Origin of the sequence: Neorhizobium sp. S3-V5DH, from assembly GCF_004343065.1 — a bacterium.
Classification (GTDB): domain Bacteria; phylum Pseudomonadota; class Alphaproteobacteria; order Rhizobiales; family Rhizobiaceae; genus Neorhizobium; species Neorhizobium huautlense.
Map to the genome: position 1 here is coordinate 144,653 of NZ_SMCL01000001.1, position 23,842 is coordinate 168,494.

Consider the following 23,842-nt stretch of genomic DNA (forward strand, 5'->3'; position numbering starts at 1 on the left):
ATACCTCTCGCCGAAGTCGCGGCGCGACGAGAAAATTTCACGGAGATCCCGGATGGCTGAAACGGAAAAAGTGGCTCTGATCACCGGTGGCGGGCGCGGCATGGGCGAGGCGATCGCCCGCGAGCTTCATGCTGAGGGATACAAGCTGGCGCTGATGTCGCCGTCCGAAAGCTGTGAAAAGCTGGCGGGCGAATTGGGCGGCGTAGCCTCCCGAGGCGTTGCCGAGAAGGCGGAGGACATCCAGGCGATTTTCGACCTGACGATGAAGACCTACGGGCGGATCGACGCGGTCGTGAACCATACCGGCCATCCGCCGAAGGGAGATCTGCTGGATATTTCTGACGAAGCCTGGACGCTTGGGTCCGACATGATGATCCTGTCGCTGGTACGCATGGCCCGCCTCGTCACGCCGGTCATGCAGAGACAGGGCAAGGGCGCCTTCGTCAACATCACCACGTTTGCGGCCTATGAGCCGTCGTTGGTCTTCCCCGTTTCCTGCACCTACCGTGCGGCGGCGGGCGCTTTCACAAAGCTTTATTCCGATCGTTATGCGGCCGATAACATCCGGATGAACTGCATCCTGCCCGGCTACATCGACAGCCTCAACCACAAGCCGGAAACAGCCGACAAGGTCCCGATGAAAAGAATCGGCCATGTGGAGGAAATCGCCAAGACGGCGGCGTTCCTGCTTTCCGACGGTGCCGGCTACATTACCGGTCAGAATATCCGCGTCGATGGCGGCGTCACCCGTCACGTTTGATCAGAGGTAATGAGATGAGGTGGAAGCGCACCATTCAGCTGCTGGACGTCCATTGCGAAGGCGAGATCGGCAAGGTCGCGATCGGGGGAGTTCCGAAAATCCCGGGCGAAACGCTTGCCGCGCAGCTTCACTGGCTGAACACCGATCCGAAGGGCAGCGAGCTTCGCCGCTTTCTCTGCCTCGAGCCGCGCGGTGCGCCGATCGGTTCTGTCAATCTGCTTTTGCCGGCGAAACATCCGGATGCGGATGCGGCCTTCATCATCCTGCAGCCGGACCAGGCGCATGCAAGTTCCGGCTCCAATTCGATCTGCGTCACGACAGCACTGCTGGAATCCGGTATCGTCGAGATGAGAGAGCCGGAAACGGTCGTGACCCTGGAAACAGCGGCCGGCCTGGTGAAGGCGACGGCCACTTGCCGCGATGGGCGCTGCGAAAAGGTGAAGCTAACCATGGTGCCGTCCTTCGTGCATGACCTCGATGTTGCGCTGGAGACGCCGCACTGGGGACGGATCACACTCGATCTTTGTTATGGAGGCATCTTCTACGCGCTTGTGGACGTCAGCCAGATCGGTTTGACGATCGACAAGGGCAATGCCGCGACGCTGGTTCAGGCAGGAATGGTGCTGAAGGACTTGATCAACCGGGAGATCCCGGTGGTGCATCCGGAAATCCCCGCGATCTCGGGCGTCGCTTATGTCATGTTCAGGGATACGGAATCGGACGGCACGGTTCGTACCTGCACGACCATGTGGCCGGGCCGGGCCGATCGTTCTCCTTGCGGGACCGGGAATTCCGCCAATCTTGCGGCGCTTCATGCGCGTGGCCGCGTGAAGGTGGGCGATACGTTCAGGTCGCGCTCCATCATCGGTTCTCAGTTCGAAGTGGGCCTTGCAGCAGAAACGACAGTCGCGGGAAAGCCGGCGATCGTTCCCACGATCGCCGGCCGCGGCTTTACGTTCGGGCTTCACCAGATTGCGCTCGATCCCTTTGACCCACTGGCAGAAGGTTTCGCCATGACCGATGTCTGGGGCCCTTCCGCAGGAGAGATCTAGATCTCTTTGCCGACGGTCCTAGGCGTCTCCATGTCGCCTGGTTTCAGTACGAGCGAGTTGACGCTTTCCGATTCGGAAGGGTCGTTTGGCGCCGGAACGACGCCGAGTTCCTGCATCTGCAGGAATTTATAGGCACCGAAAACGTCGCCATGTTCGCCGGCTTCGCGGTACATCTCCGCAGCCTTGACGGCGTTGGCTTCGATGCCTTCGCCGGCTTCGTACATCAGGCCCAGATTGATCATGGCGTCCGTATTGCCACGTTGCGCAGCCAGATCGTACCAGGCTATAGCCGTCTGATCGTCCTCCGGAACGAGATGGCCTTCGTCATAAATGGTGCCGATATTGAAGGCAGCGGTGTCGTCGCCCTCGGCCGCGGCCTTGTCGAACCACTGCAGGGCACTGTGAATGTCCGGCTTCGTGCCGAGTCCGTCGCGGTAGGCGACGCCGAGGTTATAGGCGGCAAGCACGTTACCGCTGTGTGCGGCTTCTTTATAGAACTGAAATTCAGCCTGTTCATCACCCAATCGGCCCATCAACATTCCGAAATTCACCTTGGCCGCGGGGTATCCGGCCTGGACGGCTACATTGTAGGCGCTCATCGCCTGGTCTGCCTGTTGAGCCTTGTTGAAAGCTCGGCCGAGCTGATAGGCGAAACGCGGATTGCCGGTGCTTTCGAAAGCCACACGACAGGCATCGACCGCAGTTCCATCGATCTCGCCGATATCAACCGGTGCGAATTCATTGTTGCGTTGCTGATCATAGGGGCTTCCAGCCAGCCGGTCGCATTCGCCTTGCATCATGGAGACAAGCTTCAGATTCGCCTGCTCTTCGGCGCCTGGTGAAACCGTCAGTGCGCAAAGCGCAACGGCAGTGCCTGCGGCAATTGCCAATCCCTTATTGACTTTAAAGGCGCGGGATTTCATTGTGTGCTCCGCTTCACAGATCCTTCAGATTGATTAACGAACGCCGAAAGCGGACGTGGGTTCCTTATGTCCTGGCTTTCGATTGCTGTTCTCTGCCTCCTATTCTGCACATTTGCGTGAAACTCGATATTTGGCAGATGAGATGCCTGGAGCGGTGTCAATCATCACATGTGATTGTTTTGGATGAGTCGTTGGTGGTATGCGGGTGAGATCGAACACATTCGGAAATTCACCATGAAGACACTCACTCTCCGCCGCCCCGATGATTGGCACCTGCATCTGCGCGATGGCGCAGTCCTGCAAGGAGTGATCGGCGATACGAGCCGCCATTTCGCTCGCGCCATCATCATGCCGAACCTGGTGCCGCCAGTGGTGACGACAGCCGACGCGCGGGCCTATCGGGGTCGCATCCTTCAAGCCCTCCCCGAGGGCGACCGGTTCGAGCCGCTGATGACCCTCTATCTCACGGAACACACGGATCCGAACGATGTCGAAGAGGGCCGGAAAAGCGGCCTCATCACCGCCGTAAAACTTTATCCCGCTGGTGCCACGACGAATTCCCATGGCGGTGTCCGGGACATCGACAAAGCCCTGCCGGTGCTGGAGCGCATGGCGAAGATCGGACTGCCGCTCTGCGTCCATGGGGAAGTGACGACGCCGGAGGTGGATATCTTCGACCGGGAAGCGGTGTTCATCGAAACGGTTCTCGACCCGCTGCGCCGGCGCCTGCCCGAGCTCAAGATCACCATGGAGCACGTGACGACCGCAGACGGGATCGATTACATCAAATCGTCCAGGGGCAATCTGGCCGGATCGATCACCACCCATCATCTGATCATCAATCGCAATGCCATCCTGGTCGGCGGCATTCGCCCGCATTACTATTGCCTGCCGGTCGCCAAGCGCGAGAACCATCGTTTGGCGCTCCGCTCCGCCGCGACGTCTGGCGACCCGCGTTTTTTCCTCGGTACCGATTCCGCTCCGCATGTCGACCCGCTGAAGGAGTGCGCCTGCGGTTGCGCCGGCATCTACACCTCCGTGAATACCATGAGCTGCCTGGCCCACGTCTTCGAGCAGGAAAATGCCCTGGACAAGCTCGAGGCATTTACCTCGCTCAACGGTCCGGCATGGTACGGGCTGAAGCCAAATGAAGAAATGATCACGCTTGAGAAGCGGGATCAGCCGGTGAACTTTCCAGGCAAACGTGACACAGAGGCTGGCCCGATTACAGTCTTCGATCCGATGTTTCCGTTGCATTGGGAAGTTCTCTAGAAAGACGCTTCCAATCAGCCCGGCGGCGTGACCGCATTCCTGACGGGTGGTTTCTGCACCTCCTATGCGGCATTCGTCCCCGCCGTTATTTACTGCATCGTCTGGCGCGCCGGCCCGCTTGCTGCTATTGCGGCCCGTGGTTGTCAAACAGGAGCGGGCGCATGATTCAGACCACATTTCCGGAACGCGGCGTAATGGCCGAACTGATGGCGAAGATGCTCTGGGAAATCGGAGCGGTGCATTTCAGCGCCGACAAGCCCTACAAGCTTTCCTCCGGCATGATGAGCCCGGTCTATATCGACTGCCGCAAGCTGATCTCTTATCCGCGCATCCGTTCGGCGATCATGGATTTTGCCGCCGCGACGGTGATGCGCGATGCCGGCTTCGAGAAGTTCGATTGCGTGGCAGGTGGCGAGACTGCCGGCATTCCCTTCGCAGCCTTTCTCGCTGAACGGCTCGGTTTGCCGATGATCTACGTCCGCAAGGCGCCAAAAGGTCATGGCCGCAATGCCCAGATCGAAGGTCATATGCCGGATGGAGCCCGCGTTCTGGTCATCGAAGATCTGACGACCGCCGGCGGCAGCATGTTCAAGTTCATCGACGCGATCCGCGCTGCCGGCGGTGTGGTCGATCATGGTATCGCGCTCTTTTTCTACAGCATCTTCCCGGAAGCCGAACAGCGGTTCTCGAACGGCAAGGTCCAGCTTCACCATATCGCGACATGGCGCAACGTGCTGGCCGTCGCCCGGGAAGCCAAGCTGTTCGATCACAAAACGCTCTCCGAAGTCGAAGCGTTTCTCGATGCGCCGCTCGCCTGGTCCGGGCGCAACGGTGGCGTCAGCGAACTTGCTCTCTGAATTTTTGCTCTGGCAATTTTACAAAAGCTCGCTTAATCGATTGAAATACAGCTTGGACTGGCGCGGGAGGACCCTATGATTTTGTGCTGCGGCGAAGCCCTGATCGACATGCTCCCGCGTGAGACCACGCGCGGGGAAAACGGCTTTGCGCCTTACGCGGGCGGAGCGGTCTTCAACACCGCCATTGCGCTTGGCCGGTTGGGACAGCCCGCGGCCTTCTTCACCGGTCTGTCGGACGACATGATGGGCGATATACTGCGCGATACCTTGCGCAAGAGCCAGGTTGACTTCAGCTACTGCGCGACGCTTTCCAGACCGACCACCATCGCCTTCGTGAAGCTGGTCGACGGCCATGCCTCCTATGCCTTCTATGATGAGAACACCGCTGGTCGGATGATCACCGAGGCGGACCTGCCCGCTCTCGGCGAGGACTGTGAAGCGTTGCATTTCGGTGCAATCAGCCTCATTCCCGAACCCTGCGGCTCGACCTATGAAGCCCTGATGGTGCGGGAGCATGCAAAGCGGGTCATATCGCTGGATCCGAACATCCGTCCCGGCTTCATCAAAGACAAGGCGTCCCACATGGCGCGTATCCGCCGTATGGCGGCGATGTCCGATATCGTCAAGTTTTCGGACGAAGATCTGGTCTGGTTCGGCCTTGAGGGCGACGAGGAGACGCTAGCCCGCCACTGGCTGCATCACGGCGCGAAGCTGGTGGTCGTCACGCGGGGCGCACAAGGTGCTGCCGGCTACACGGCCAATCATAAGGTGACGGTGCCCAGCGAGAAGGTAACGGTCGTGGATACTGTCGGCGCGGGAGACACGTTCGATGCCGGTATCCTGGCATCACTCAAAATGCAGAACCTCCTGACCAAGGAACAGGTCGCCAATCTCTCGCAAGACCAGATTGCCAAGGCTCTGGCACTCGGGGCAAAGGCCGCGGCGATTACTGTTTCGCGTGCCGGCGCCAACCCGCCTTTCGCCCACGAGATGGGTCTGTAAGACAACCATATGCCGTTGGGATAGAATAGGGCGTGTGAACCCGTCCCTCTGCCGGCAGTGCAGAGGGACTTGAGTGGCACAGCGGCACAGCTAGTATCTGACCAATCCGGCGGAAGGCGGACAAGCCGCCCTGCGGTTGGCTATTTCTTCAATTCCGCCAACGCCTGCACCAGCCCCTGCGTTGAGCTGTCATGCCTTGCGGCGCTTTCCTTGCCTTCGATGACCGGCAGCAGGCCCGTTGCAAGCTCCTTGCCGAGTTCCACGCCCCATTGGTCGAAGGAGTTGATGCGGAACAACACGCCTTCCACGAAGACGCGGTGTTCATAAAGTGCGATCAGCCGGCCGAGCGCGAACGGTGTCAGCTTGTCATATACGAAGGTGATCGAGGGCCGGTTGCCGTTAAAGACGCGGTGTGGGGCGATAAAATCGGCCTTCTTCTCGTCCATGCCCTTGGAGGTCAGCTGTTCCTTGGCTTCGTCGAATGTACGGCCCTTCATCAGCGCTTCGGATTGCGCTAGGCAGTTGGCGATCAGCAGTTCGTGCTGATGGCGCAGATGCGGTTCGAATCCGTTGGCGGCGATCATGAATTCGGCGGGTATGATGCTCGTGCCCTGATGGATCAGCTGATAGAAAGCGTGCTGGCCGTTGGTGCCGGGCTCGCCCCAGACAACCGGGCCGGAATTGCCTTCGACCGGTTTGCCGTCGATGGTCACGCCCTTGCCGTTCGATTCCATGTCGAGCTGCTGCAGATAGGCGGGGAAACGGAGGAGCCGCTGGTCGTAGGGCAGGATGGCGCGGGTCGGGTAGCCTAGGACGTTTCGGTGGTAGAAGCCAAGCAGGCCGAGGAGCATCGGAAGGTTCTGGCGAGTCGGCGCGGTGCGGAAATGGGTATCCATGGCATGGGCGCCATCGAGGAATTTGCCGAAGTTTTCGGCCCCGATCGCAATCATCAGCGGCAGGCCGATCGCAGACCAGATCGAGTAGCGGCCGCCGACCCAATCCCAGAAGCCGAACACGCGGTCGCTTTCGATGCCGAAGGCCGCAACCTTGTCGAGCGCGGTGGAGACGGCCGCAAAATGATGCTTCACCGCCGCCTCTCCGAGTTTTTCGGCGATAAAGGCACGGGCAGAAGCCGCATTAGTCATGGTCTCGATGGTGGTGAAGGTTTTCGACGCAATGATGAAGAGGGTCGTTTCAGCATCGAGCAGCTTCAGCGTGTCGGCGATATGCGCGCCGTCGACATTCGAGACGAAATGCGCGCGGGGGCCATCATGAAAAGGAGCAAGCGCAAGCGTTGCCATGACAGGGCCGAGATCGGAGCCGCCAATGCCGATATTGACGACGTCGGTGATCTTTTTGCCCGTAGCGCCTTTCAGCGCGCCCGCGCGGACGCCGTCGGCAAACGCGCCCATCGCGGCGAGGACGGCGTTGACGTCCGGCATGACATCCTTGCCGTCAACCAGAACCGGTCTGTTTGACCGGTTGCGGAGTGCGGTATGCAATACGGCACGCCCTTCGGTAAAGTTGATCGGAACGCCCGAAAACATTTCTTCGCGTTTTTTGGCGACGCCTCCGACTTCGGCAAGCCTTTCGAGGAGCAACAGGATCTCGCTGTTCACCGCCGTTTTGGAATAGTCCATCAGCAGGTCATCGAAGGTCGCGCTGAACCTCTCAAAGCGACTGGAATCGGCCGCGAACGCAGCGCGAATATTGGTGGCATTGGTTTTCGCCACAGCGGATTTCAGGTCTTGGATGATGGCCTGCATGGAAGTTCCTCGCGGTCGGGGAAATGATGAACGGGAACCTATTCGCTTTCCCGGTCAAATCAACCCATTTGGAGCCGTTGCCCGGCAGCTTCTACTGGCCGACGGCCGTCGTCACTGTGTTGCCGGCTGCCGTTCCAAGGCGAAGGATCTGTTCGTCGTAGGACCGGCGCGTCGCGGGATCGAAGACCGCGATCGGGGTGCTGACCGCGACGCTCGCCGCGCCTCCGACCGTTTGCGCAGCACCGAGCGCCACAGCGCCAAGGCGGTCACCGAGCCCGACATCCGAGTCCGTAACCGCCTGGCCGGCGATCAGCCGGTTGCCGATCAGCTGCACCACTTCCGGGCTTTCGGCGAATTTCCCGTGATTGAGGCGATCGCCACCCTTCAGAGCCGTAAGGTCGAGGACGACGATGCCGGCTTTCTCGAATTCCGTGCGGTAAGGCTCAACGGTCGGATCGACCTGCCCCAGACGGTCGATATTGCCGGAGATCCGCCTGGACAGGCTGAGTGCCCGATCGTCGCGGGAGACGAAGAGCGTGAAATGCGGGCGTTTTTGACCGAGCTCGGCAAGCTGCCGGCCGAAGACGTCGACGTCGAGATCGGGAGAGGCGAGAATGACGTTCTGGATTTTCGGGGCGACGCGTCCGTCGCGGATCGCCATCTGCCGTAGCGCCTCGACCGTCAACCAGGAGCCCATCGAATGCGCCATGATGGTGACCTCACCGACGCTCGGCTCCTTGGCCAGGCGATGCAGCATCTCTTCGAGCGCATCGCGCGAATAGTTCGTGCTTTCCTTGTCGTAGTTATAGGCAAAGATGCTGCCGCGTGAGGGCCAGGTGAACAGCACCGGCGCCACATCCGCCTTGGAATCGTGGACGATCTGAGCGAACCGGTAGACCGCGTCCTCGTAGCGGTTGTTGAAGCCGTGTACGAAGACCATGACGCGCCGGCTTTTCGGCAGGTGCTGTCTGAGCCAGCCCTCGGCACCGGTCCGGTCGAGCGGCGTTACCGATACTGTCGCAAATTCCTTGGCGGGATTGGCGGGCAGTTTGGCAGGCCATTGAACCTGGCCGACCTTGCGGGCGCTGTCGGAAGGAATGGAGACAGAGATTTCCGTGACCTGAGGCTCCTTGCCGCGCTCCCCGGAAAACAGCACCCCCGGTGTATCGGTTGGTCGCCGCGTCGTGGCCACGAGGACATCGACCTTGGTGGCGCCGTCGGCCCGAGCCACGGTCGGGATCAACACGCCCTCAGGTCGTCCAGCGCAGCCCGACAACGCGGCCAACGTCGCGACGACGGCAATCAGACGAAGCGGATAAACGGCGCGGCTAAACAAGCGAACTCCAACATGCTCTTGCCCACCCCTGGAGAGAAGCGCTAGTCAAGGAACGCGCCTGCGTCCAGAGCCAAGGCTTCGATTCAGGCAGCGGCACCGGTTCTTGCTGTCGATCTGTCGCCGCAATGCAACGGCGGTCAGCCGCGCAGCTCGCGCCGCAGGATCTTCCCAACGTTCGATTTGGGCAGTTCGTTGCGGAATTCGATAAAGCGCGGCCGCTTGTAATTCGTCAGGTTTTCGATGCAATGGGCCTTGATCTGTGCTTCGGTCAGGTTCGGGTCCTTTTTGACCACGAAGAGTTTGACCGCCTCGCCGGAATGTTCGTCCAGTATTCCGATTGCTGCGCATTCGAGTACGCCAGGATGCTTGGCAACGACCTCTTCAACCTCGTTCGGATAGACATTGAAGCCCGACACCAGGATCATGTCCTTCTTGCGGTCGACGATCTTCGTATAACCCTGCCGGTCCATATAGCCCATGTCGCCGGTCCGGAAGAAGCCGTCCGCAGTCATGACTTTGGCGGTTTCATCCGGACGGTTCCAGTAACCGGCCATGACCTGAGGCCCCCGGATGCAGATTTCACCGACGCCGCCAAGTTCGACTTCCGCACCGTCGTCATCGCGGATCGAGATTTCCGTCGACGATATCGGCAGCCCGATCATGCCGCTGAATTCGGTTGCGTCGAGCCGGTTTGCGGTGGCGACCGGAGAGGTCTCCGACAGGCCATAACCTTCGGTGATCTGGCAGCCGGTCATCTTCAGCCAGCGCTCGGCGACCGGGCGCTGCACCGACATGCCGCCGCCAAAGACGAGCAGCAGCGACGAGAAGTCGAGTTTCTGGAAATCCGGGTTGTTCATCAGCGCATTGAACAGCGTGTTGAGTCCGGGAAAGATGTGGATCTTGTACTTCTGAAGTTCCTTGACGAAGGCCGGGATATCGCGCGGATTGGCAATCAGGATGTTATGACTGCCGGTTGCGACGCCCATCAGCGAATTCACGGTCAATGCGAAGATATGGTAGAGAGGCAGGGCGCAGAGGAACTGGAGCTGATCCGGCCGCGGCTTCGTCAGGAACGCCGTCTCGAGCCAGGTCGCCATCTGCTCCTTGTTAGCGAGCAGGTTGGAATGGGTGAGGATTGCTCCCTTGGAGATACCTGTCGTGCCGCCGGTATATTGGAGGAAAGCGATGTCGCGGCCATGCACCTCGACCGGGTTCACGGTCAGCCGCGCGCCCTCGGCACGCACCTGCTTGAAGCTCTTGGACGAGGCAAGCGACCATTCCGGCACAAGCTTCTTTATCTTGCGCACGACCACATTGACGATATGTCCCTTGAGCCCCAGCATGTCGCCCATGGTTGCAACAACCACATGCTTCACTTCGGTGTTCGGCAAGGCCTGCTGCACGGTATGGGCGAAATTCTCCAGGACGAAGATTGCCTTGGCGCCGGCATCCTTCAACTGATGCTCCAGCTCCCGCGGCGTATAGAGGGGGTTGACGTTGACGACGACTAGGCCAATGCGGAGGATACCGTAAACGATTACCGGGTTCTGGAGGATGTTCGGCAGCATCACTGCGACGCGGTCGCCCTTAACCAGCCCCTGCGCCTGCAGCCAAGCTGCGATTTTGCGGCTTTCCGCTTCAAGCTGCCGGAAGGTGAGGGTCTTTCCCATGCTCGAAAATGCTGGCCGGTCCGCAAAGCGCGAGCAGCTGTCTTCGAAAAGCTCACCTAGCGAGCGATGGGTCAGAGGCGGAATTTCCTCCGGTACCGTCGGGGGATAGGAGGCCAGCCAGATCTTGTCGGGATTGGCGTCGGTGCGTGCAGTGACTTCGCTCATGTGAAACCTCCTCCATCATTCTTCTTGTTGTTCCGCGCTTTCCCTACGCGTGCGGCAAAGTCCTCCACCCTGCCGCGAGAAACAGATTATGCCATGGTCCTACAACGTAAAGCCATAGTGGTCATTTTTAACAGCTATCTAACCTTAACGTAAACGTCAATGCATCTGCCAACCTGGCCACGCACCTTTGCGGGTCGGACAGGAACATACGGGATGGCGGAGCGTTTCCACTCAAGTGATACGAGGAAACCAAGGAGGTGCGTTATGCTGCATCATGAACCCCGGGCCGGTCAGGATCCCTACGTCAAGGATACCCCGTCGCTGATTGCCAGCGACAAGGTGGAAGGGACCCGCGTCTATGGCGCAGACGGCAAGCACATCGGCTCGATCGAGCGCGTACTGCTCGAAAAGCGCGGCGGCCGGGTAGCCTATGCAGTCCTGAGCTTCGGCGGCTTCCTGGGGATTGGTGACGATTATTACCCGCTGCCCTGGGAAAAGCTGCGTTACGACGAAGAACTCGACGGCTACCGCATCGATCTGACCAAGGACCAGATCACGGGCGCGCCGCGCTATCGCGATCTGGACGATGATACCTGGTACAACGACAAGGGCCGGACGATCTACGACTATTACGGCGTGCCGCCCTATTGGATGTAAATCGGTCGTGAGAAGCTTCAGGAGGCTCCGCCATTCGCGGGGCCTCTTTTCATTTGTTTAAAACTATTCTGGCACGCTGCCGTCCGCCCCGATGGAAAACGGGGCGAGAGGACGGCAAATGGGCATGACGGCGGACAAGGCGGGCGGCGTCCGGGATCTGGAACGGGAGGACCTGCCGTCGGTTGCTCAACTGTTTCAGAAGACCTTCCGCGACTCTGAGCCCTTGCGGCCGTCGATGATCCAGTATTTCCGCGAGATCTATTTCGACCACCCCTGGTATGATGACGAAATCCGCTCAAAGGTGTTCGTCAGCGCCGCGGGCGAGATCGAGGGTTTCATCGGCGTTTTTCCATCGCGACTGGAATTGAACGGCAGATCGCTGCGGGCAGCTTTCGCTGGCTCGATGATGGTCGACCGGCCGGAACAGAACCCGCTGGCCGGGGCGCGCCTTCTGCGTTCGTTCCTGGCGGGTCCGCAGGACATATCGCTGACCGAAACCGCCAATGCGCTTGCCCTTGGCATGTGGCAGAAGCTCGCTCTGCCGCTTGATATCGCCTACAGCCTCAACTGGCTGCGCGTCTTGCGCCCCGCCTCGGCGGCGGTTCAGGTTGCCGAACGTGCCGTTAAAGCTGCGCGCTTCCTGCGACCAGTCGGTGCATTGGCCGACGGATTGGTCGAGAAGATGGGCGTATCGCCGTTTCGTGCACCCAAGGTCCATGGCGTAGGTCGGGCAAACTTCTGGGATGCGCCGCGCGAGGAGTTCATCGAGGCGGTTCTGAAACTTGCTGATACTTTCCCGCTGAAGCCTCAGTGGGACCGGCCGACGCTCGAATGGTTCATGGACCAGGCGGAACAGAAACGGCAATACGGAAAGCCGGTCTGGCGTATCGCGGAATCCCGCAACGGCCAACTCGTCGGCTGTTATGTCTATTATGGCCGCCCGGGCGGGATCGCCTGGCTTCTGCAGGCGCTCTGCTCGCCGGCGGTTGCGGGCGATCTGGTGGAGGATCTTTTCGCTCACGCCGATGCCAGTGGTTGCGCCGCGATCCGTGGTGCCGGTCATCCTTGGCTGACGCCCGAGCTCATCAGCCGCAAGACGATGTTTTACGGTCGCGCCTTCTTTGTCGCTCACGCCAAGGACAAGTCGCTATTGGAGCCGGTCAAAACGGGGCAAGGCCTGATCAGCGGTCTTGCCGGCGAAAACTGGACGCGCCTGATCGGCGACGACTTCGACTAAGGCGAGAGAAAAATGCGAGCGTTTTCAGCGCTCGCACTTGCCCAAGCAAATAAGTCCGCCGGTTTACCCGAGCATGGTCAAGGGCTGGGCGTGCAGGTACTCCGCGACCTTGCGCTTCGAGGCGATATTGCGCCAGACGGCGTCCACCTGCTCAGGCGTCAGTTCGGCAGCCTCGCCGACGTCTTCGCGGGCAATGCCGTTGTCGAGACCGTAGAGGCAAAGGTCCATCCGGTCATAGGGTAGCGAGAAGTAATATTCATCCTGGCCCTGGGGCAGCGACCACGTGTCGGTGGTCGGCGGCCGCCGGCGGATCTCGGCGGGTACGCCAAGCGCTTCGGCAAGCTGATAGACCTGGCTCTTGTAGAGATGCGCGATTGGCTTGAAGTCAGCCGCGCCATCGCCATTCTTCACGAAAAATCCCTGGTCGTATTCCAACCGGTTCGGCGTACCCGCCACCGCGGAGTTCAGGCGGTCGGCATGGTAATATTCGATCTGCTTGCGGGTGCGTTGCTTCATATTGGCGGCGGCGATCATGCCGAGATAGACGTCCAGCGGCATGCGATGGCGGCTCTGCTCGCCGGCAGGATTGGCGACCACCAGCCAGGAAATATTGTATCCGCGACCGGTCAACGCATCTTCCAGGACCACCTTGCAGCCCCAGCCCTCGCCGAATTCCGGCACGACCTGGCGGATGAAACCGTCGCGGCGGGTATAGCAACCTGCTGCCGCAAGGGCGGGGCCGATGTCCTCAAGGACCGTTTCGACGCCCACGGCATCGGCGAGCGCCCTGCCAAGGCGAAGGCTCTCGGGGTCGCTGTCATGCTCGGGCATGAAGATGCCGGTCACTTTTACCGGCCCGAGCGCGCGGGCGCAAAGTGCCGCCGTGACGCTGGAATCGATACCGCCGGAAAGTCCGAGCACGGCGCCGCGTTTCCGGAGGTCCTTCGTCACCGTCTCGCGTATCCAATTTGAGATGCGCTCGATCTCCGCCTCCGCATCGAGCTTCAACGTGTCTGGAGAGAACTTTCCCGTCTTCTCGGCAATTTTCATGGCTCGCATCATGCGACATTCCCCTGCGTCGGTTCGTTGTTGCTGTTGTTGGCATTCAGTCTGATTTTTCCGGTGGTCGTTCTCGGTAAGGCATCGCGGAACTCGACGCTTTTGGGCACCATGTAGTCTTCGAGCCGGCCTGCACAGTGCCGTATGATATCGCGCTCGGTAAGGATCGCGCCTTGGCGGAGCACGACATAGGCGCGGATGACCTCACCGAAGACCGGGTCCGGCACTCCGCCGACTGCGGCCTCGGCGATCTCGGCGATCTCGTAGAGCGCCCGCTCGACTTCCTGTGGGCTGACCTTTTCGCCGCGGGTCTTGATGATGTCGTCGCGCCGGCTGACGAAGTAGAGAAATCCGTCCTCATCGGCGCGGAACAGATCGCCAGTATAAAGACGCCGGCCGGTCGGGAGCGGCACGAGTTTTTCCAGTGTCGTCGGGGCGTCGCGCCAATAGCCAAGCATGACATGAGGCCCCTCGACGACCAATTCGCCGATCGTGCCCGGTGATGCCGGGTTTCCGTCTTCATCGACCACATAGGCCCGGGTACCGGGGATGGCTTTCCCCGCGGACAGGGGGCGGTGAGTGGCTTCTGCCGGCGGGAGATAGGTGGCGCGCATGCATTCCGTCTGCCCATACATCAGGAAGAGCTGAGTCTCCGGAAATACATGCCGTAGCCGTTCGGTGAAGGCGGGCGGCATGGCGGCCGCCGCGCTCGTCATGTAGCGTAGGTGCGGCAGGGAGCCCGGCTCGAGATCTTTCATGCCGACGACGAGCGCGGCCATGGGTGGAACGAGAGGAAATCCGGTCACCTTCTCCTGCGCCAGCCGCTCCAGGATCTTGCGAGGGAAGGCGAAGCTCTTTTCCAGGATCAGCGTGCCGCCGACCATGATCATGGTGACGACCTGCGTGATGCCGTAACCAAAGGAAAGCGGCAGGACGTTCAGGACAATATCCTCGGCGGTATTGCCGAGATAGCTGACGATCGATTGGCAGGCCGCATTCACATTGGCATGGGACAGCATCACGCCCTTCGGCTTTCCCGTCGAGCCGGAAGTATGGATCAGCAGCGCGAGGCTGTTGCTGTCTTCGAGTATCTCGATTGGCGCGCTCGGGACACCATCGACGGCGTCCTCGAAACGCAGTGTGAAGTCGGCCTCGTCGCACACCTCTGCCTGAGCCACGAAGACGACCGGACGAATTTTCGTCGCGGCAACCGCCGTTTCGACCGTCGGCTGCAGCCGGGCCTGGGTGATGATCGCAGCAGCTTCGGTACTGTCGAGGATGGCAGCCAGCTTGTCCGCTTTGATGGAAGGATAGAGTGGGCACGGGACGGCGCCTATCTTCCAGGCGCCAAAGAATCCCAAAACAGCCTCCGGCCCATTGTCGAGGATCATCAGGATGCGATCCCCGGGCTTCACTCCATTGCGAACGAAGCTGTCAGCCAGGCGATCCGAGCGGGCATCAAGTTCCCCATAGGTGAGGCGGATGTCGCCTGCCACAAGCGCCGTCTTGCCGGCAAAGCGCCGGGCACTGTCGCGAAGCCTCGCCTCAAGCCGCATCACTGGTCGCCTTTTCGGTCAGTCAGGCAGCGACAGGAAGCTTGTTTGCGAGGTATCTTGTCATGTTGTCGACGCTGTCGAGATTTTCCGGGATGATTTCCTCGTCAGCCACCGTGATGCCATAGGTGCTTTCGAGAAAGGCAATCAGCTCGAGAACCCCTGTGGAGTCGATCACGCCGGTATCGAGCAGAGACTGGCTGTTGGAAATATCGGCATCGGCGCGAAAGAGGAAGTTCTCGGCAATAAACTCGCGCACGGTACCTGTGAAACGTTCAGTCATCGAACAGCCCCTTCAAAAAGCCACACCATGCCCCTTCGAGCCGCCGGGACCGAAGACACATTGGTTTTACTGCGGCTATCCTTTGCCGATAGTCCTGAATCTTTCGCTAAAGCATCCGTGTTGTTTTGAACTGTTCCCGATTTTGCATCCAAAAGCGACGTTCTGCGTTGTGTCAGACTTCAAATAAGGAGACCGGTAATGGCAAAACGGGAACTGATCGATACGGGCACGGACAAGCGCTATGTCCGACGTGATGACAACGGCCGCTTCAAGGAATCCGACGACGTCGGGCGCTCGCTGGCTCAAGATGTGCGAAAAACCGCCAGGACGAAGGCAAAGGCGGGCGAGGGCGATAGAGGCGATCGCCCGCGCTGACAGTGCCCGGTGAAGATCGCGACCTTCAATGTGAACGGCGTCAACGGTCGCCTTGACATTCTTCTCGACTGGCTTGAGGAGGCGCGGCCGGATGTCGTCTGCCTGCAGGAACTGAAGGCTCCACAACAGAAGTTTCCAATTTCAGCCATCGAGAAGGCCGGTTACGGCGCCATCTGGCATGGTCAGAAGAGCTGGAACGGCGTCGCCATTCTCGCTCATGACACCGATCCGATAGAGACGCGGCGCGGCCTTCCCGACAATATGGACGATGAGCACAGCCGCTATATCGAAGCGGCTGTCGGGGGCGTGTTGATCGCATGCCTCTATGCGCCCAACGGCAATCCGGCGCCCGGGCCCAAGTTCGACTACAAGCTCTCCTGGTATCGGCGTTTCCTGGGTCACGCACGGGCACTCATGGATACTGGCGCTCCCGTCGTTCTGGCGGGGGACTACAACATCATTCCGACCGACCTTGACGTCTATGCGCCAGAACGATGGCGCGACGACGCGTTGTTTCGTCAGGAGGTGCGGGATGTTTTTACCGAGCTTCTAGATCAGGGTTGGACGGACGGGCTTCGCAGTCTTCATCCCAACGAGCGCATCTATACCTTCTGGGACTATTTCCGGAATGCCTGGGGTCGCGATGCCGGCCTCCGGCTTGATCACCTGCTGCTCAGCCCTTCGATCGCCGGCCGGCTGGAACATGCCGGCGTCGACCGCCATGTCCGCGGCGGGGATCATGCCAGCGATCACGCGCCGGCCTGGATAGAAATCTCCGACTAGGAGAGAGCGAGCGACATTTCGGATTGTGTCAGCCTGCTTTTGTGCCAGCCGATGCGCCGCATGAAGAGGTCGAGTTGGCCTTCCGGCACGTTCTCGATGATGTAGAGCTTGCGACCGGGATAACGGGCAGCGAGTGCATCGGCCAGCGCGCGACCGGCACCCTGGCGGCGATGGGCCGGGTCGACTGCAAAGCCATAGAAGCGTATGTCCTCGCCGCTGTCGTCGATCAGTGCAGCCGCCCGGCTTTCCAGTGCCATTCCTCTGAGAGGCGAGCCTGCCTGTCGAAAGGATGCGGGGTCCGTCTGCCAAGTGGGATCGGTATCCGAAAATCGCGACAGCATGTCGACAGCTGTCCCGAGATCGCATTCCTCGGCTGGAGCGACATCCGGTACGGCAAGGGATGCAGCCCGGCTGAAGCCAACCAGCGTCCGCGTGATTTGAAAACCGAGCGACAGATAGAGATCGCACGCCTTGGTATTGGAATTGATGACTTCGAGGATCAGCTGCCTTTCGCCGCGGCTTCGAGCGGCGTTCATGGCCTCCTGCATGACGCGCCGGCCGAATCCCCTGGAACGGATGGCCGGGCCAACACCGAGCGCACTGATGCGCGAGCGGTCGCCTCGCCTCGAAATGAGCAGAATGCCGGCGGGCCTGCCGCCGTCGAAGAATATTTCGCTGATGTCAGCGTCGACATCCTCCCGGGCGATACGAAGTGCCAAGGCCTCCGGCCTGACGCTGACCGGCACGACATAGCCGACGAAGCCTTCCGTAAAGGCCTTGGCCGCTTCATCCAGCGAACAGGCTGAAAGCGGGCGACGAGTGACGGCCGCATTCTGATCCATCGATTGTGCCTCCGGCGTTACAGCGCGTTGGTAGGACTGCCCTTTTCGAAGTTTTCCAGATGGCTGACGACTTGCGCCCAAAGCGTCTGCATTGCCTCGTCGCTCGCCCAAGCGACATGCGGCGTAACGATGACGTTTGGTCGGTCGAGGATCGTCAGCAGCGGATTGTCCGGCAAGGGAGGCTCCTTTGTCAGCACGTCGAAACCGGCACCGGCAATCAGCCCCTCGTCGAGTGCCGTTACCAGATCGGCTTCATTCACCAGCCCGCCGCGCGCCGTATTGATGATCAGCGGCTTCCGTTTCATCCGGCGGAACTCCTCTATCCCGATCAGGTTGCGGGTCGTCGGCGTGAGCGGCATATGGAAGCTGATGATATCGGCGGTCTCCAATACCTCGTCAAAGCCGGTGTAGCCGGGCTCGACAGTCTCTGCGTCCTTGCGGGCTGCGAAAACCACGTTCATGCCGAAGGCGTCAGCGATTTTCGCCACGGACTTGCCGAGCGTGCCGCGCCCGAAAATGCCGAGCGTCGAGCCCGCGAGGTCGCGGATCGGATGCGTGAAGAAGCAGAACTGGTCCGCACGCTGCCATTCGCCGCCGATCACGTCCTGACGGAAGCCGACGATCGATCGGCGCAGCGCAAAAATGAGCGCGAATGTGTGCTCGGGCACGGTATTGACGGCGTAGCCGCGCACATTGGAAACGATTATGCCGCGTTCCTTGGCAAACGCGAGATCGATCACGTCATAGCCGGTGGCGGCCACCGCAATCATCTTCAGCTTCGACGCACCGTCGATAGCCCCCTCGCGGACCGGCGCCTTGTTGGTGATGACGATGTCGGCATCGGCAATACGTGCGGGCACGTCCTCCGGCGCCGTTTTGCCATACTCCACCCACTTATGCGCAAAGGCAGGCCGGGTAATCTCGACGGATGGCCCGATCGTATCGCGGTCGAGAAAAACCACCTTCAGCATTGCCTGAAATCCCGCATGGATCAAATCCTCCCGTCGTCCAAAGCGCTGGCCGCGCTCGATTTCTCGTATATCATCCCGCCCGCCATCCGGAAGGTAAAAGTGCGGAGCAAGGAATGGGGGAAGTGTTGGAGCTCGATTGCGTCGTCATCGGCGGCGGCGTGGTGGGGCTTGCAGTGGCGCGTGAACTGGCGATCGCCGGCCGCGAGGTCGTGCTTCTCGAAGCCGAGCCGATGACCGGCAGCGTAACGTCTTCCCGCAACAGCGAAGTGATCCATGCCGGTCTCTATTATTCGACCGGCAGCCTCAAGGCCGAACTCTGTGTTGCCGGCAAGCGCAAGCTCTACGACTATTGCAGGGAGCGCCATATCCCGCACAAGCGGTGCGGCAAGCTGGTCGTGGCTTCCAGCGAGGCGGAGGTCGCTTATCTCGAAAAGCTTCTGAAGCAGGCCGAGGCCAATGGCGTCGATGACTGTTCATTGATCGATAGCGTCGAACTGGCTCGGCTGGAGCCGCAGATCACCGGCTTTGCGGCACTCGTTTCGCCCTCCACCGGTATCATCGACAGCCATCGTCTGATGGAAAGCTATATCGCGGATATCGAAGCTCACAGCGGTGCCATCGTACTGAAGTCCCCCGTGCTCGGCGGAGAGCTTCTCTCCGGTGCAGTTCGGCTTTCGGTAGGCGGCCGCGATCCAGTCGAGATCGAGGCCAAGCTGGTCGTGAATGCCGCGGGTTTGAACGCCTGGGCCGTGTCCGAAAGCATCCTCGGCCTTGATCGAGCGACGGTGCCGGAGCGCTACTACGCCAAAGGCTGCTACTTTTCCCTTGCCGGCAGCGCTCCCGCCGGACGATTGATCTACCCGGTTCCGGAGCCAGGCGGGCTTGGCGTCCATCTGACGCTCGATATGGCGGGACAGGCGAGGTTCGGTCCGGACGTCGAGTGGGTGGAGACGATCGACTATGACGTCGACCCTCGGCGGGCCGACAGGTTCTATGCTGCAATCCGCCGCTACTGGCCGGCTCTGGCGGAGGGCGCGCTGCAGCCGGCCTATTCCGGCATGCGGCCCAAAGTGATGGGGCCGGAAGCGGGAGGCGGCGGCGATTTCATCATTCAGGGACCGGACGCAACCGGCCATCCCGCCTATGTCGCGCTTTACGGTATCGAATCCCCCGGCCTGACGGCCTCCATGGCGATCGCGGAGCGGGTTAGACGCCTGATTTAGGCTGAACCTCGAAGAGACCCCCTCATCCGGCCCTTCGGGGTTGAGGGGGCAGCGTTAAGCGACTATCTCAAAACGCCGCCCGCTTGTCCCGCTTCGCAAGCCGGCCAAGCAGGTAGTCCACCTCCGCCTTGGCCGTAGCCGAAAGCATCTGCGCCGGCTTGCGCTGCACGTCCGTGGCGATGACGCCGCGCCGCTTCAGCACATGCTTGCGCACGGCAAGGCCGACGCCCACTTGCTGTTCGTAGCGGATCAGCGGCAGATGGGCGTCGAAGAGGTCGTGGGCCTCGTCCCGCTTCCCGTCCGCAAAGAGGCCGATGAGTTCCGTCAGCATGTCCGGGAACCCGTAACCGGTCATTGCGCCGTCAGCGCCGCGCTCCGGTTCGAAATCGAGGAACATGCCGCCATTGCCGCAAAGGATAGAGAAGGGCCGCAGGTCTCCAGCCTTCTGCAAGGCGCGAAGCCTGGAGATTTTTTCGAGCCCTGGCCAGTCTTCATGTTTCAGCATCAGGCAGGAGGGATGGTTGGAAATGATCTTCGCGATCACGCCGGGCGACATCACGACGGTCAGCGTCAGCGGGTAATCCTGCAGCACCCAGGGCACGTCGTCGCCGACTGCTTCGACGGCGCCGGCGAAGTAATTGACTATCTGGTCGTCGGTGCGGAGCGACGGCGGCGGTGCGATCATCACCCCTGCCGCTCCCATTTCCATGGAATCGCGCGCCAGGGATCGCATGCCGGCAAAGCCCGGTGCAGAGACGCCGACGATCACCGGTACCGTGGCGTGCGAGACGACGCGTTTGACGATTGCCCGGCTCTCCTCCGGCTCAAGCTTGGGCGCTTCGCCCATGATGCCGAGGATGGTGATGCCGGTGCAGCCGCTTTCCTGGTAAAAGTCGGTCAACCGGTCGACCGAATTGAAGTCAATTGCCCCGTTTTCCAGGAACGGAGTGGTCGCAATTGCATAGACGCCTTTGGATTCCACGCCGAATGTCATTTCTGGCTGTCCTTCCAGGCCTGATAACGGGCCTTGGTTTCGGCATTCATGGGGTAAAGACCAGGCAGCGGTACGCCCCGGTCGACTTCGGTCATGATCCAGGCTTCCATTCGTTCCTGTTCGGGCGCCTCGGCCAGAACGGCATCGAGCAGCTTGGCCGGGATCAGAACCGCGCCGTCCTCGTCCACAACGACGATGTCATCCGGAAACACGGCAACGCCACCGCAGGAAATCGGCTCCTGCCAGCCGACGAAGGTGAGGCCGGCGACCGACGGCGGCGCGGCAATACCATTGCACCAGACCTTCATGCCGCTGCCGAAAACACCTTCCGCATCGCGCAACACGCCGTCGGTAATCAGGCCTGCAACGCCGCGCTTGGCCATGCGGGCGCAGAGGATGTCGCCGAAAATACCGGCATCGGTCACGCCAAGTGCGTCGGCCACGGCCACGCACCCTTCCGGCATGGCTTCGATCGCGGCGCGGGTGGAGATCGGCGAAGACCAGCTTTCCGGCGTCGCGAGATCCTCGCGTGCCGGTACGAAGCGCAGCGTGAAAGCTTTGCCCACGACCCGGCCCTGGCCCGGCTTCAACGGCTTGGTGCCGCGCATCCAGACATTTCGCAAGCCCTTTTTCAAAAGCACCGTGGTCAGCGTGGCGGTGGAAACGCTCTTCAGCGTCTCGGTGATGTCAGGGTCCAGCGACATGAATTCTCCTCGGGAATTTCTTTGGACCGCCACGGCCGGCGGCGGGCGATATTCCTTCGACCTGCTTCCGTCGTCAAGGAACAAGCGGAGGTATCCTGCGGGGCCAGAATGGCGTAACCGGCCATCGTTAAGGATGCTCTAAATTAAGCCTCGCTTAAGGTTAAGGACTTACTCTCCTCAAATGGACAAGGGGATTTTCCGATTGGCCACTGTGCTGGCCGCCCTCGCATTCAGCCTCGTACGCCCCGCCGACGGGCTTGCCGGGCAAAAGCAGGTGTGGCGGGATACCAATGCCCCTCTCGTCATCGACGCCTACGAACTCAACGTCATCGATTGGCGGAAACTCCTCACCGACAAACGTATAGCCGGCTTCATCCACAAGGCCTCCGACGGGCTTCCGGAAAGCTACAGCTGCACCGGAAAACACGGCGGCGATACGGTGGCGCACTGCAAGACGATGTGGCGGAAGTACGCGGTGAGCCGTGAACTCTACCAGACACGTCGCCTCGTCGCACGCGGCGCCGGCCTCCTCTGGGGCGCCTATCATCTTGCGCGGCCGGGAAATCCGATCGACCAGGCAAATCACTTTCTGGATTATGCGGAGCCGGACGACAAGGATCTCATGGTTCTCGATCTTGAGGACCTGGACGACAAGTTCATGTCGCTCGAGGATGCCGAAACTTTCGCGCGGCATCTGAAGGCGAGAACCGGCCGCTACCCCATTCTCTATACGAACCACAGCGTCGCCCGATACATCGCGGTCCGGCGCAACGACTACAAGCTGTTGTCCCGGCTTCCGATCTGGTACGCCCGCTACAAGCCGGATGTTGCCCAGGTGTTTCCGATGGGAAGCTGGTCGAACTACTTTCTCTGGCAGTTTTCTTCTTCATCGAACTGCTCGAAGCGGCATTGCCCGTACCGCGTCCCCGGAACCTCCACGGACATCGACGTCAATGTCGCCGGTATGGGTCTCGATGATCTGAAACGTGTCTGGGCAAAAGGCGAGCTTCTGCCGTCCAATACGCCTGATCCGGCGCTGATCGCGGAAGCGGACTTGCCCTACCGGCCATTCTGAATCGCCACATGGTGTGAAAATGGTGCCGCTTACGTGACTCGAACACGTGACCCCATCATTACGAATGATGTGCTCTACCGACTGAGCTAAAGCGGCACGGGCAGCGGACGGCATCGGCCGGGCTGCGAGTGATGCGGCTGATACAGGCAATGACCTGCAATTTCAAGCCGTGATTTGACCCGGTCTGCGATTTTCCTGTCGGCTGCGGCCGGAACCCGCGCTCAAAGCGCGAGCCGCTTCCGTGCCGCCTCGTATTCCCGCTCGAGCCGGTCGACAAGCTCAGCGACGGGAGCCACTGCTTTCACCGCGCCCACGCCTTGTCCGGCACCCCAGATTTCCTTCCAGGCCTTCGGTCCGCTCACCGCCTGGTCGAAATCCATCTTGGTGGGGTCGGCGACCGGCAGAGCGTCGGGATCCATGCCCATCGCCTTGATCGAGCCTTTCAGATAGTTGCCGTGAACGCCGGTGAAATAGTTGGAATAGACGATGTCGGCGGCGTTCGAATCGGCAATCATCTGCTTGTAGGCGTCGACCGCGCGGGCCTCCTTAGTGGCGATGAAGGGCGAACCGATATAGGCCATGTCGGCGCCCATTGCCTGTGCTGCGAGAATGCCGCCCCCCGTCGCAATCGCTCCGGCCAGCAACAAAGGCCCGTCGAACCATTCACGGATTTCCTGGACGAGCGCAAAGGGCGAAAGCGTTCCCGCATGGCCTCCGGCGCCTGCGGCAACGGCGATCAATCCATCTGCGCCTTTACGGATTGCCGAATTGGCGTGCCGGTTGTTGATGATGTCATGCAGCACGATGCCGCCGTAGGAATGCACCGCCGCATTGACCTCGGGTACAGCGCCAAGCGATGAGATGACGATCGGTACCTTGTATTTCACGCACATCATCAAGTCGTGTTCCAACCGCTTGTTGGACGTGTGCACGATCTGGTTTACGGCGAAGGGCGCGGAAGGCTTTTCAGGATTGGCGGCATCGTAGGCGGCGAGATCTTCGGTGATCATTGCGAGCCATTCGTCGAGCTGGCTTTCCGGCCGCGCATTGAGCGCCGGAAAGGCGCCGATGACACCTGCCTTGCATTGCGCCAGCGTCAGTTCCGGATGAGAGATGATGAAAAGTGGTGACGCGATCACGGGCAGACGCAGCCTGTCCCTGAGGATTGCTGGAAGCATGCGGAAAAGAACCTCCCGATTGACGTTTACGCAAACGTAATTCTGTCTAGCAGATCGGGTCGCGCAGGAAAAGCCGGTGGAAAAATTTCGGAACATTTGTCGCTC

At 60.6% G+C, this 23,842-nt stretch carries 23 protein-coding genes and 1 tRNA gene; 11 read left to right on the forward strand and 13 right to left on the reverse strand.

Features of this window, described 5'->3' with window-relative positions; all coding sequences use genetic code 11:
* Nucleotides 1-52: 52 nt before the first annotated feature.
* Together EDE09_RS00750 and EDE09_RS00755 are read left to right on the forward strand one after the other, a co-directional pair.
* Nucleotides 53-760, forward strand: a complete 708-nt coding sequence (locus EDE09_RS00750) for an SDR family oxidoreductase (protein ID WP_112797444.1) — start codon at nucleotides 53-55, stop codon at nucleotides 758-760.
* A gap of 14 nt (nucleotides 761-774) precedes the next feature.
* Nucleotides 775-1,812: a 4-hydroxyproline epimerase gene (locus EDE09_RS00755; RefSeq protein ID WP_112797441.1), complete on the forward strand. Its 1,038-nt coding sequence runs from the start codon at nucleotides 775-777 to the stop codon at nucleotides 1,810-1,812.
* Here the strand turns inward: EDE09_RS00755 and EDE09_RS00760 are convergent.
* Complete coding sequence (locus EDE09_RS00760; protein WP_112797438.1) at nucleotides 1,809-2,735, reverse strand: tetratricopeptide repeat protein; 927 nt, start codon at nucleotides 2,733-2,735, stop codon at nucleotides 1,809-1,811. The two genes, EDE09_RS00755 and EDE09_RS00760, sit on opposite strands and share 4 nt — an antisense overlap.
* Before the next feature lie 234 nt (nucleotides 2,736-2,969).
* On the opposite strand from EDE09_RS00760, the gene pyrC reads away from it, so the two are divergent.
* The 3 genes from pyrC (at nucleotide 2,970) to EDE09_RS00775 (ending at nucleotide 5,866) form a co-directional block, all read left to right on the forward strand.
* Nucleotides 2,970-4,007, forward strand: a complete 1,038-nt coding sequence (pyrC, locus tag EDE09_RS00765; protein WP_112797436.1) for a dihydroorotase — start codon at nucleotides 2,970-2,972, stop codon at nucleotides 4,005-4,007.
* Nucleotides 4,008-4,168: 161 nt separating this feature from the next.
* Nucleotides 4,169-4,864 (forward strand): orotate phosphoribosyltransferase, encoded by a 696-nt coding sequence (locus tag EDE09_RS00770; protein ID WP_105370512.1) that lies wholly within the window; start codon nucleotides 4,169-4,171, stop codon nucleotides 4,862-4,864.
* Between the two features lie 75 nt (nucleotides 4,865-4,939).
* On the forward strand, nucleotides 4,940-5,866 hold the full coding sequence (locus EDE09_RS00775; RefSeq protein WP_112797434.1) for a carbohydrate kinase: 927 nt from the start codon (nucleotides 4,940-4,942) through the stop codon (nucleotides 5,864-5,866).
* Between the two features lie 140 nt (nucleotides 5,867-6,006).
* Here the strand turns inward: EDE09_RS00775 and pgi are convergent, their stop codons facing one another.
* The 3 genes from pgi to EDE09_RS00790 all read right to left on the reverse strand — a co-directional run bounded on the left by pgi (nucleotide 6,007) and on the right by EDE09_RS00790 (nucleotide 10,803).
* Nucleotides 6,007-7,632, reverse strand: coding sequence for a glucose-6-phosphate isomerase (gene pgi, locus EDE09_RS00780; RefSeq protein ID WP_112797431.1), 1,626 nt, complete (start codon nucleotides 7,630-7,632; stop codon nucleotides 6,007-6,009).
* Nucleotides 7,633-7,723: 91 nt separating this feature from the next.
* Nucleotides 7,724-8,968, reverse strand: a complete 1,245-nt coding sequence (locus tag EDE09_RS00785; protein WP_112797427.1) for an alpha/beta hydrolase — start codon at nucleotides 8,966-8,968, stop codon at nucleotides 7,724-7,726.
* Nucleotides 8,969-9,105: 137 nt separating this feature from the next.
* Nucleotides 9,106-10,803, reverse strand: a complete 1,698-nt coding sequence (locus tag EDE09_RS00790) for a long-chain fatty acid--CoA ligase (RefSeq protein ID WP_112797425.1) — start codon at nucleotides 10,801-10,803, stop codon at nucleotides 9,106-9,108.
* Between the two features lie 264 nt (nucleotides 10,804-11,067).
* Between EDE09_RS00790 and EDE09_RS00795 the strand changes: the two genes are divergently transcribed.
* On the forward strand, nucleotides 11,068-11,460 hold the full coding sequence (locus EDE09_RS00795) for a PRC-barrel domain-containing protein (protein WP_105370517.1): 393 nt from the start codon (nucleotides 11,068-11,070) through the stop codon (nucleotides 11,458-11,460).
* A 118-nt stretch (nucleotides 11,461-11,578) separates the two neighbouring features.
* Nucleotides 11,579-12,697, forward strand: a complete 1,119-nt coding sequence (locus tag EDE09_RS00800; RefSeq protein ID WP_162712271.1) for a GNAT family N-acetyltransferase — start codon at nucleotides 11,579-11,581, stop codon at nucleotides 12,695-12,697.
* 63 nt (nucleotides 12,698-12,760) lie between these two features.
* On the opposite strand, the gene nadE is transcribed toward EDE09_RS00800, so the two are convergent.
* From nadE to EDE09_RS00815, 3 genes are read right to left on the reverse strand one after another with little or no spacing between them, the layout of a single operon-like run.
* On the reverse strand, nucleotides 12,761-13,747 hold the full coding sequence (gene nadE / locus EDE09_RS00805) for an NAD(+) synthase (protein ID WP_112797532.1): 987 nt from the start codon (nucleotides 13,745-13,747) through the stop codon (nucleotides 12,761-12,763).
* 8 nt (nucleotides 13,748-13,755) lie between these two features.
* The gene (locus EDE09_RS00810; protein ID WP_112797421.1) at nucleotides 13,756-15,312 is read right to left on the reverse strand and encodes a class I adenylate-forming enzyme family protein; all 1,557 of its coding nucleotides are present in this window, start codon (nucleotides 15,310-15,312) and stop codon (nucleotides 13,756-13,758) included.
* A gap of 22 nt (nucleotides 15,313-15,334) precedes the next feature.
* Nucleotides 15,335-15,592, reverse strand: a complete 258-nt coding sequence (locus EDE09_RS00815; protein ID WP_112797419.1) for an acyl carrier protein — start codon at nucleotides 15,590-15,592, stop codon at nucleotides 15,335-15,337.
* Between the two features lie 198 nt (nucleotides 15,593-15,790).
* On the opposite strand from EDE09_RS00815, the gene EDE09_RS27970 reads away from it, so the two are divergent.
* Together EDE09_RS27970 and xth are read left to right on the forward strand one after the other, a co-directional pair.
* The gene (locus EDE09_RS27970) at nucleotides 15,791-15,967 is read left to right on the forward strand and encodes a hypothetical protein (RefSeq protein WP_165924081.1); all 177 of its coding nucleotides are present in this window, start codon (nucleotides 15,791-15,793) and stop codon (nucleotides 15,965-15,967) included.
* A gap of 9 nt (nucleotides 15,968-15,976) precedes the next feature.
* Nucleotides 15,977-16,750, forward strand: a complete 774-nt coding sequence (xth, locus tag EDE09_RS00820; RefSeq protein ID WP_112797417.1) for an exodeoxyribonuclease III — start codon at nucleotides 15,977-15,979, stop codon at nucleotides 16,748-16,750.
* Here xth and EDE09_RS00825 read toward each other — a convergent pair.
* A complete protein-coding gene (locus EDE09_RS00825) occupies nucleotides 16,747-17,592 on the reverse strand; it encodes a GNAT family N-acetyltransferase (RefSeq protein ID WP_132408361.1) in 846 nt (281 codons plus the stop codon). The genes xth and EDE09_RS00825 overlap by 4 nt on opposite strands.
* 17 nt (nucleotides 17,593-17,609) lie before the next feature.
* Nucleotides 17,610-18,563, reverse strand: coding sequence for a D-2-hydroxyacid dehydrogenase (locus EDE09_RS00830; protein WP_165924082.1), 954 nt, complete (start codon nucleotides 18,561-18,563; stop codon nucleotides 17,610-17,612).
* 113 nt (nucleotides 18,564-18,676) lie between these two features.
* On the opposite strand from EDE09_RS00830, the gene EDE09_RS00835 reads away from it, so the two are divergent.
* The gene (locus EDE09_RS00835; protein ID WP_207914795.1) at nucleotides 18,677-19,786 is read left to right on the forward strand and encodes an NAD(P)/FAD-dependent oxidoreductase; all 1,110 of its coding nucleotides are present in this window, start codon (nucleotides 18,677-18,679) and stop codon (nucleotides 19,784-19,786) included.
* A gap of 67 nt (nucleotides 19,787-19,853) precedes the next feature.
* On the opposite strand, the gene EDE09_RS00840 is transcribed toward EDE09_RS00835, so the two are convergent.
* The gene (locus tag EDE09_RS00840) at nucleotides 19,854-20,780 is read right to left on the reverse strand and encodes a dihydrodipicolinate synthase family protein (protein ID WP_112797413.1); all 927 of its coding nucleotides are present in this window, start codon (nucleotides 20,778-20,780) and stop codon (nucleotides 19,854-19,856) included.
* The gene (locus EDE09_RS00845) at nucleotides 20,777-21,484 is read right to left on the reverse strand and encodes a ribonuclease activity regulator RraA (protein ID WP_132408363.1); all 708 of its coding nucleotides are present in this window, start codon (nucleotides 21,482-21,484) and stop codon (nucleotides 20,777-20,779) included. The genes EDE09_RS00840 and EDE09_RS00845 overlap by 4 nt, the downstream gene beginning before the upstream one ends.
* A 181-nt stretch (nucleotides 21,485-21,665) precedes the next feature.
* Here EDE09_RS00845 and EDE09_RS00850 point away from each other — a divergent pair, with 181 nt between their 5' ends.
* On the forward strand, nucleotides 21,666-22,559 hold the full coding sequence (locus tag EDE09_RS00850) for a glycoside hydrolase family 25 protein (protein ID WP_132408365.1): 894 nt from the start codon (nucleotides 21,666-21,668) through the stop codon (nucleotides 22,557-22,559).
* 20 nt (nucleotides 22,560-22,579) lie between these two features.
* On the opposite strand, the gene EDE09_RS00855 is transcribed toward EDE09_RS00850, so the two are convergent.
* Together EDE09_RS00855 and EDE09_RS00860 are read right to left on the reverse strand one after the other, a co-directional pair.
* Nucleotides 22,580-22,655, reverse strand: a tRNA-Thr gene (locus EDE09_RS00855).
* 125 nt (nucleotides 22,656-22,780) lie between these two features.
* Nucleotides 22,781-23,737, reverse strand: a complete 957-nt coding sequence (locus tag EDE09_RS00860) for a nitronate monooxygenase family protein (RefSeq protein ID WP_132408367.1) — start codon at nucleotides 23,735-23,737, stop codon at nucleotides 22,781-22,783.
* Between the last annotated feature and the right edge of the window lie 105 nt (nucleotides 23,738-23,842).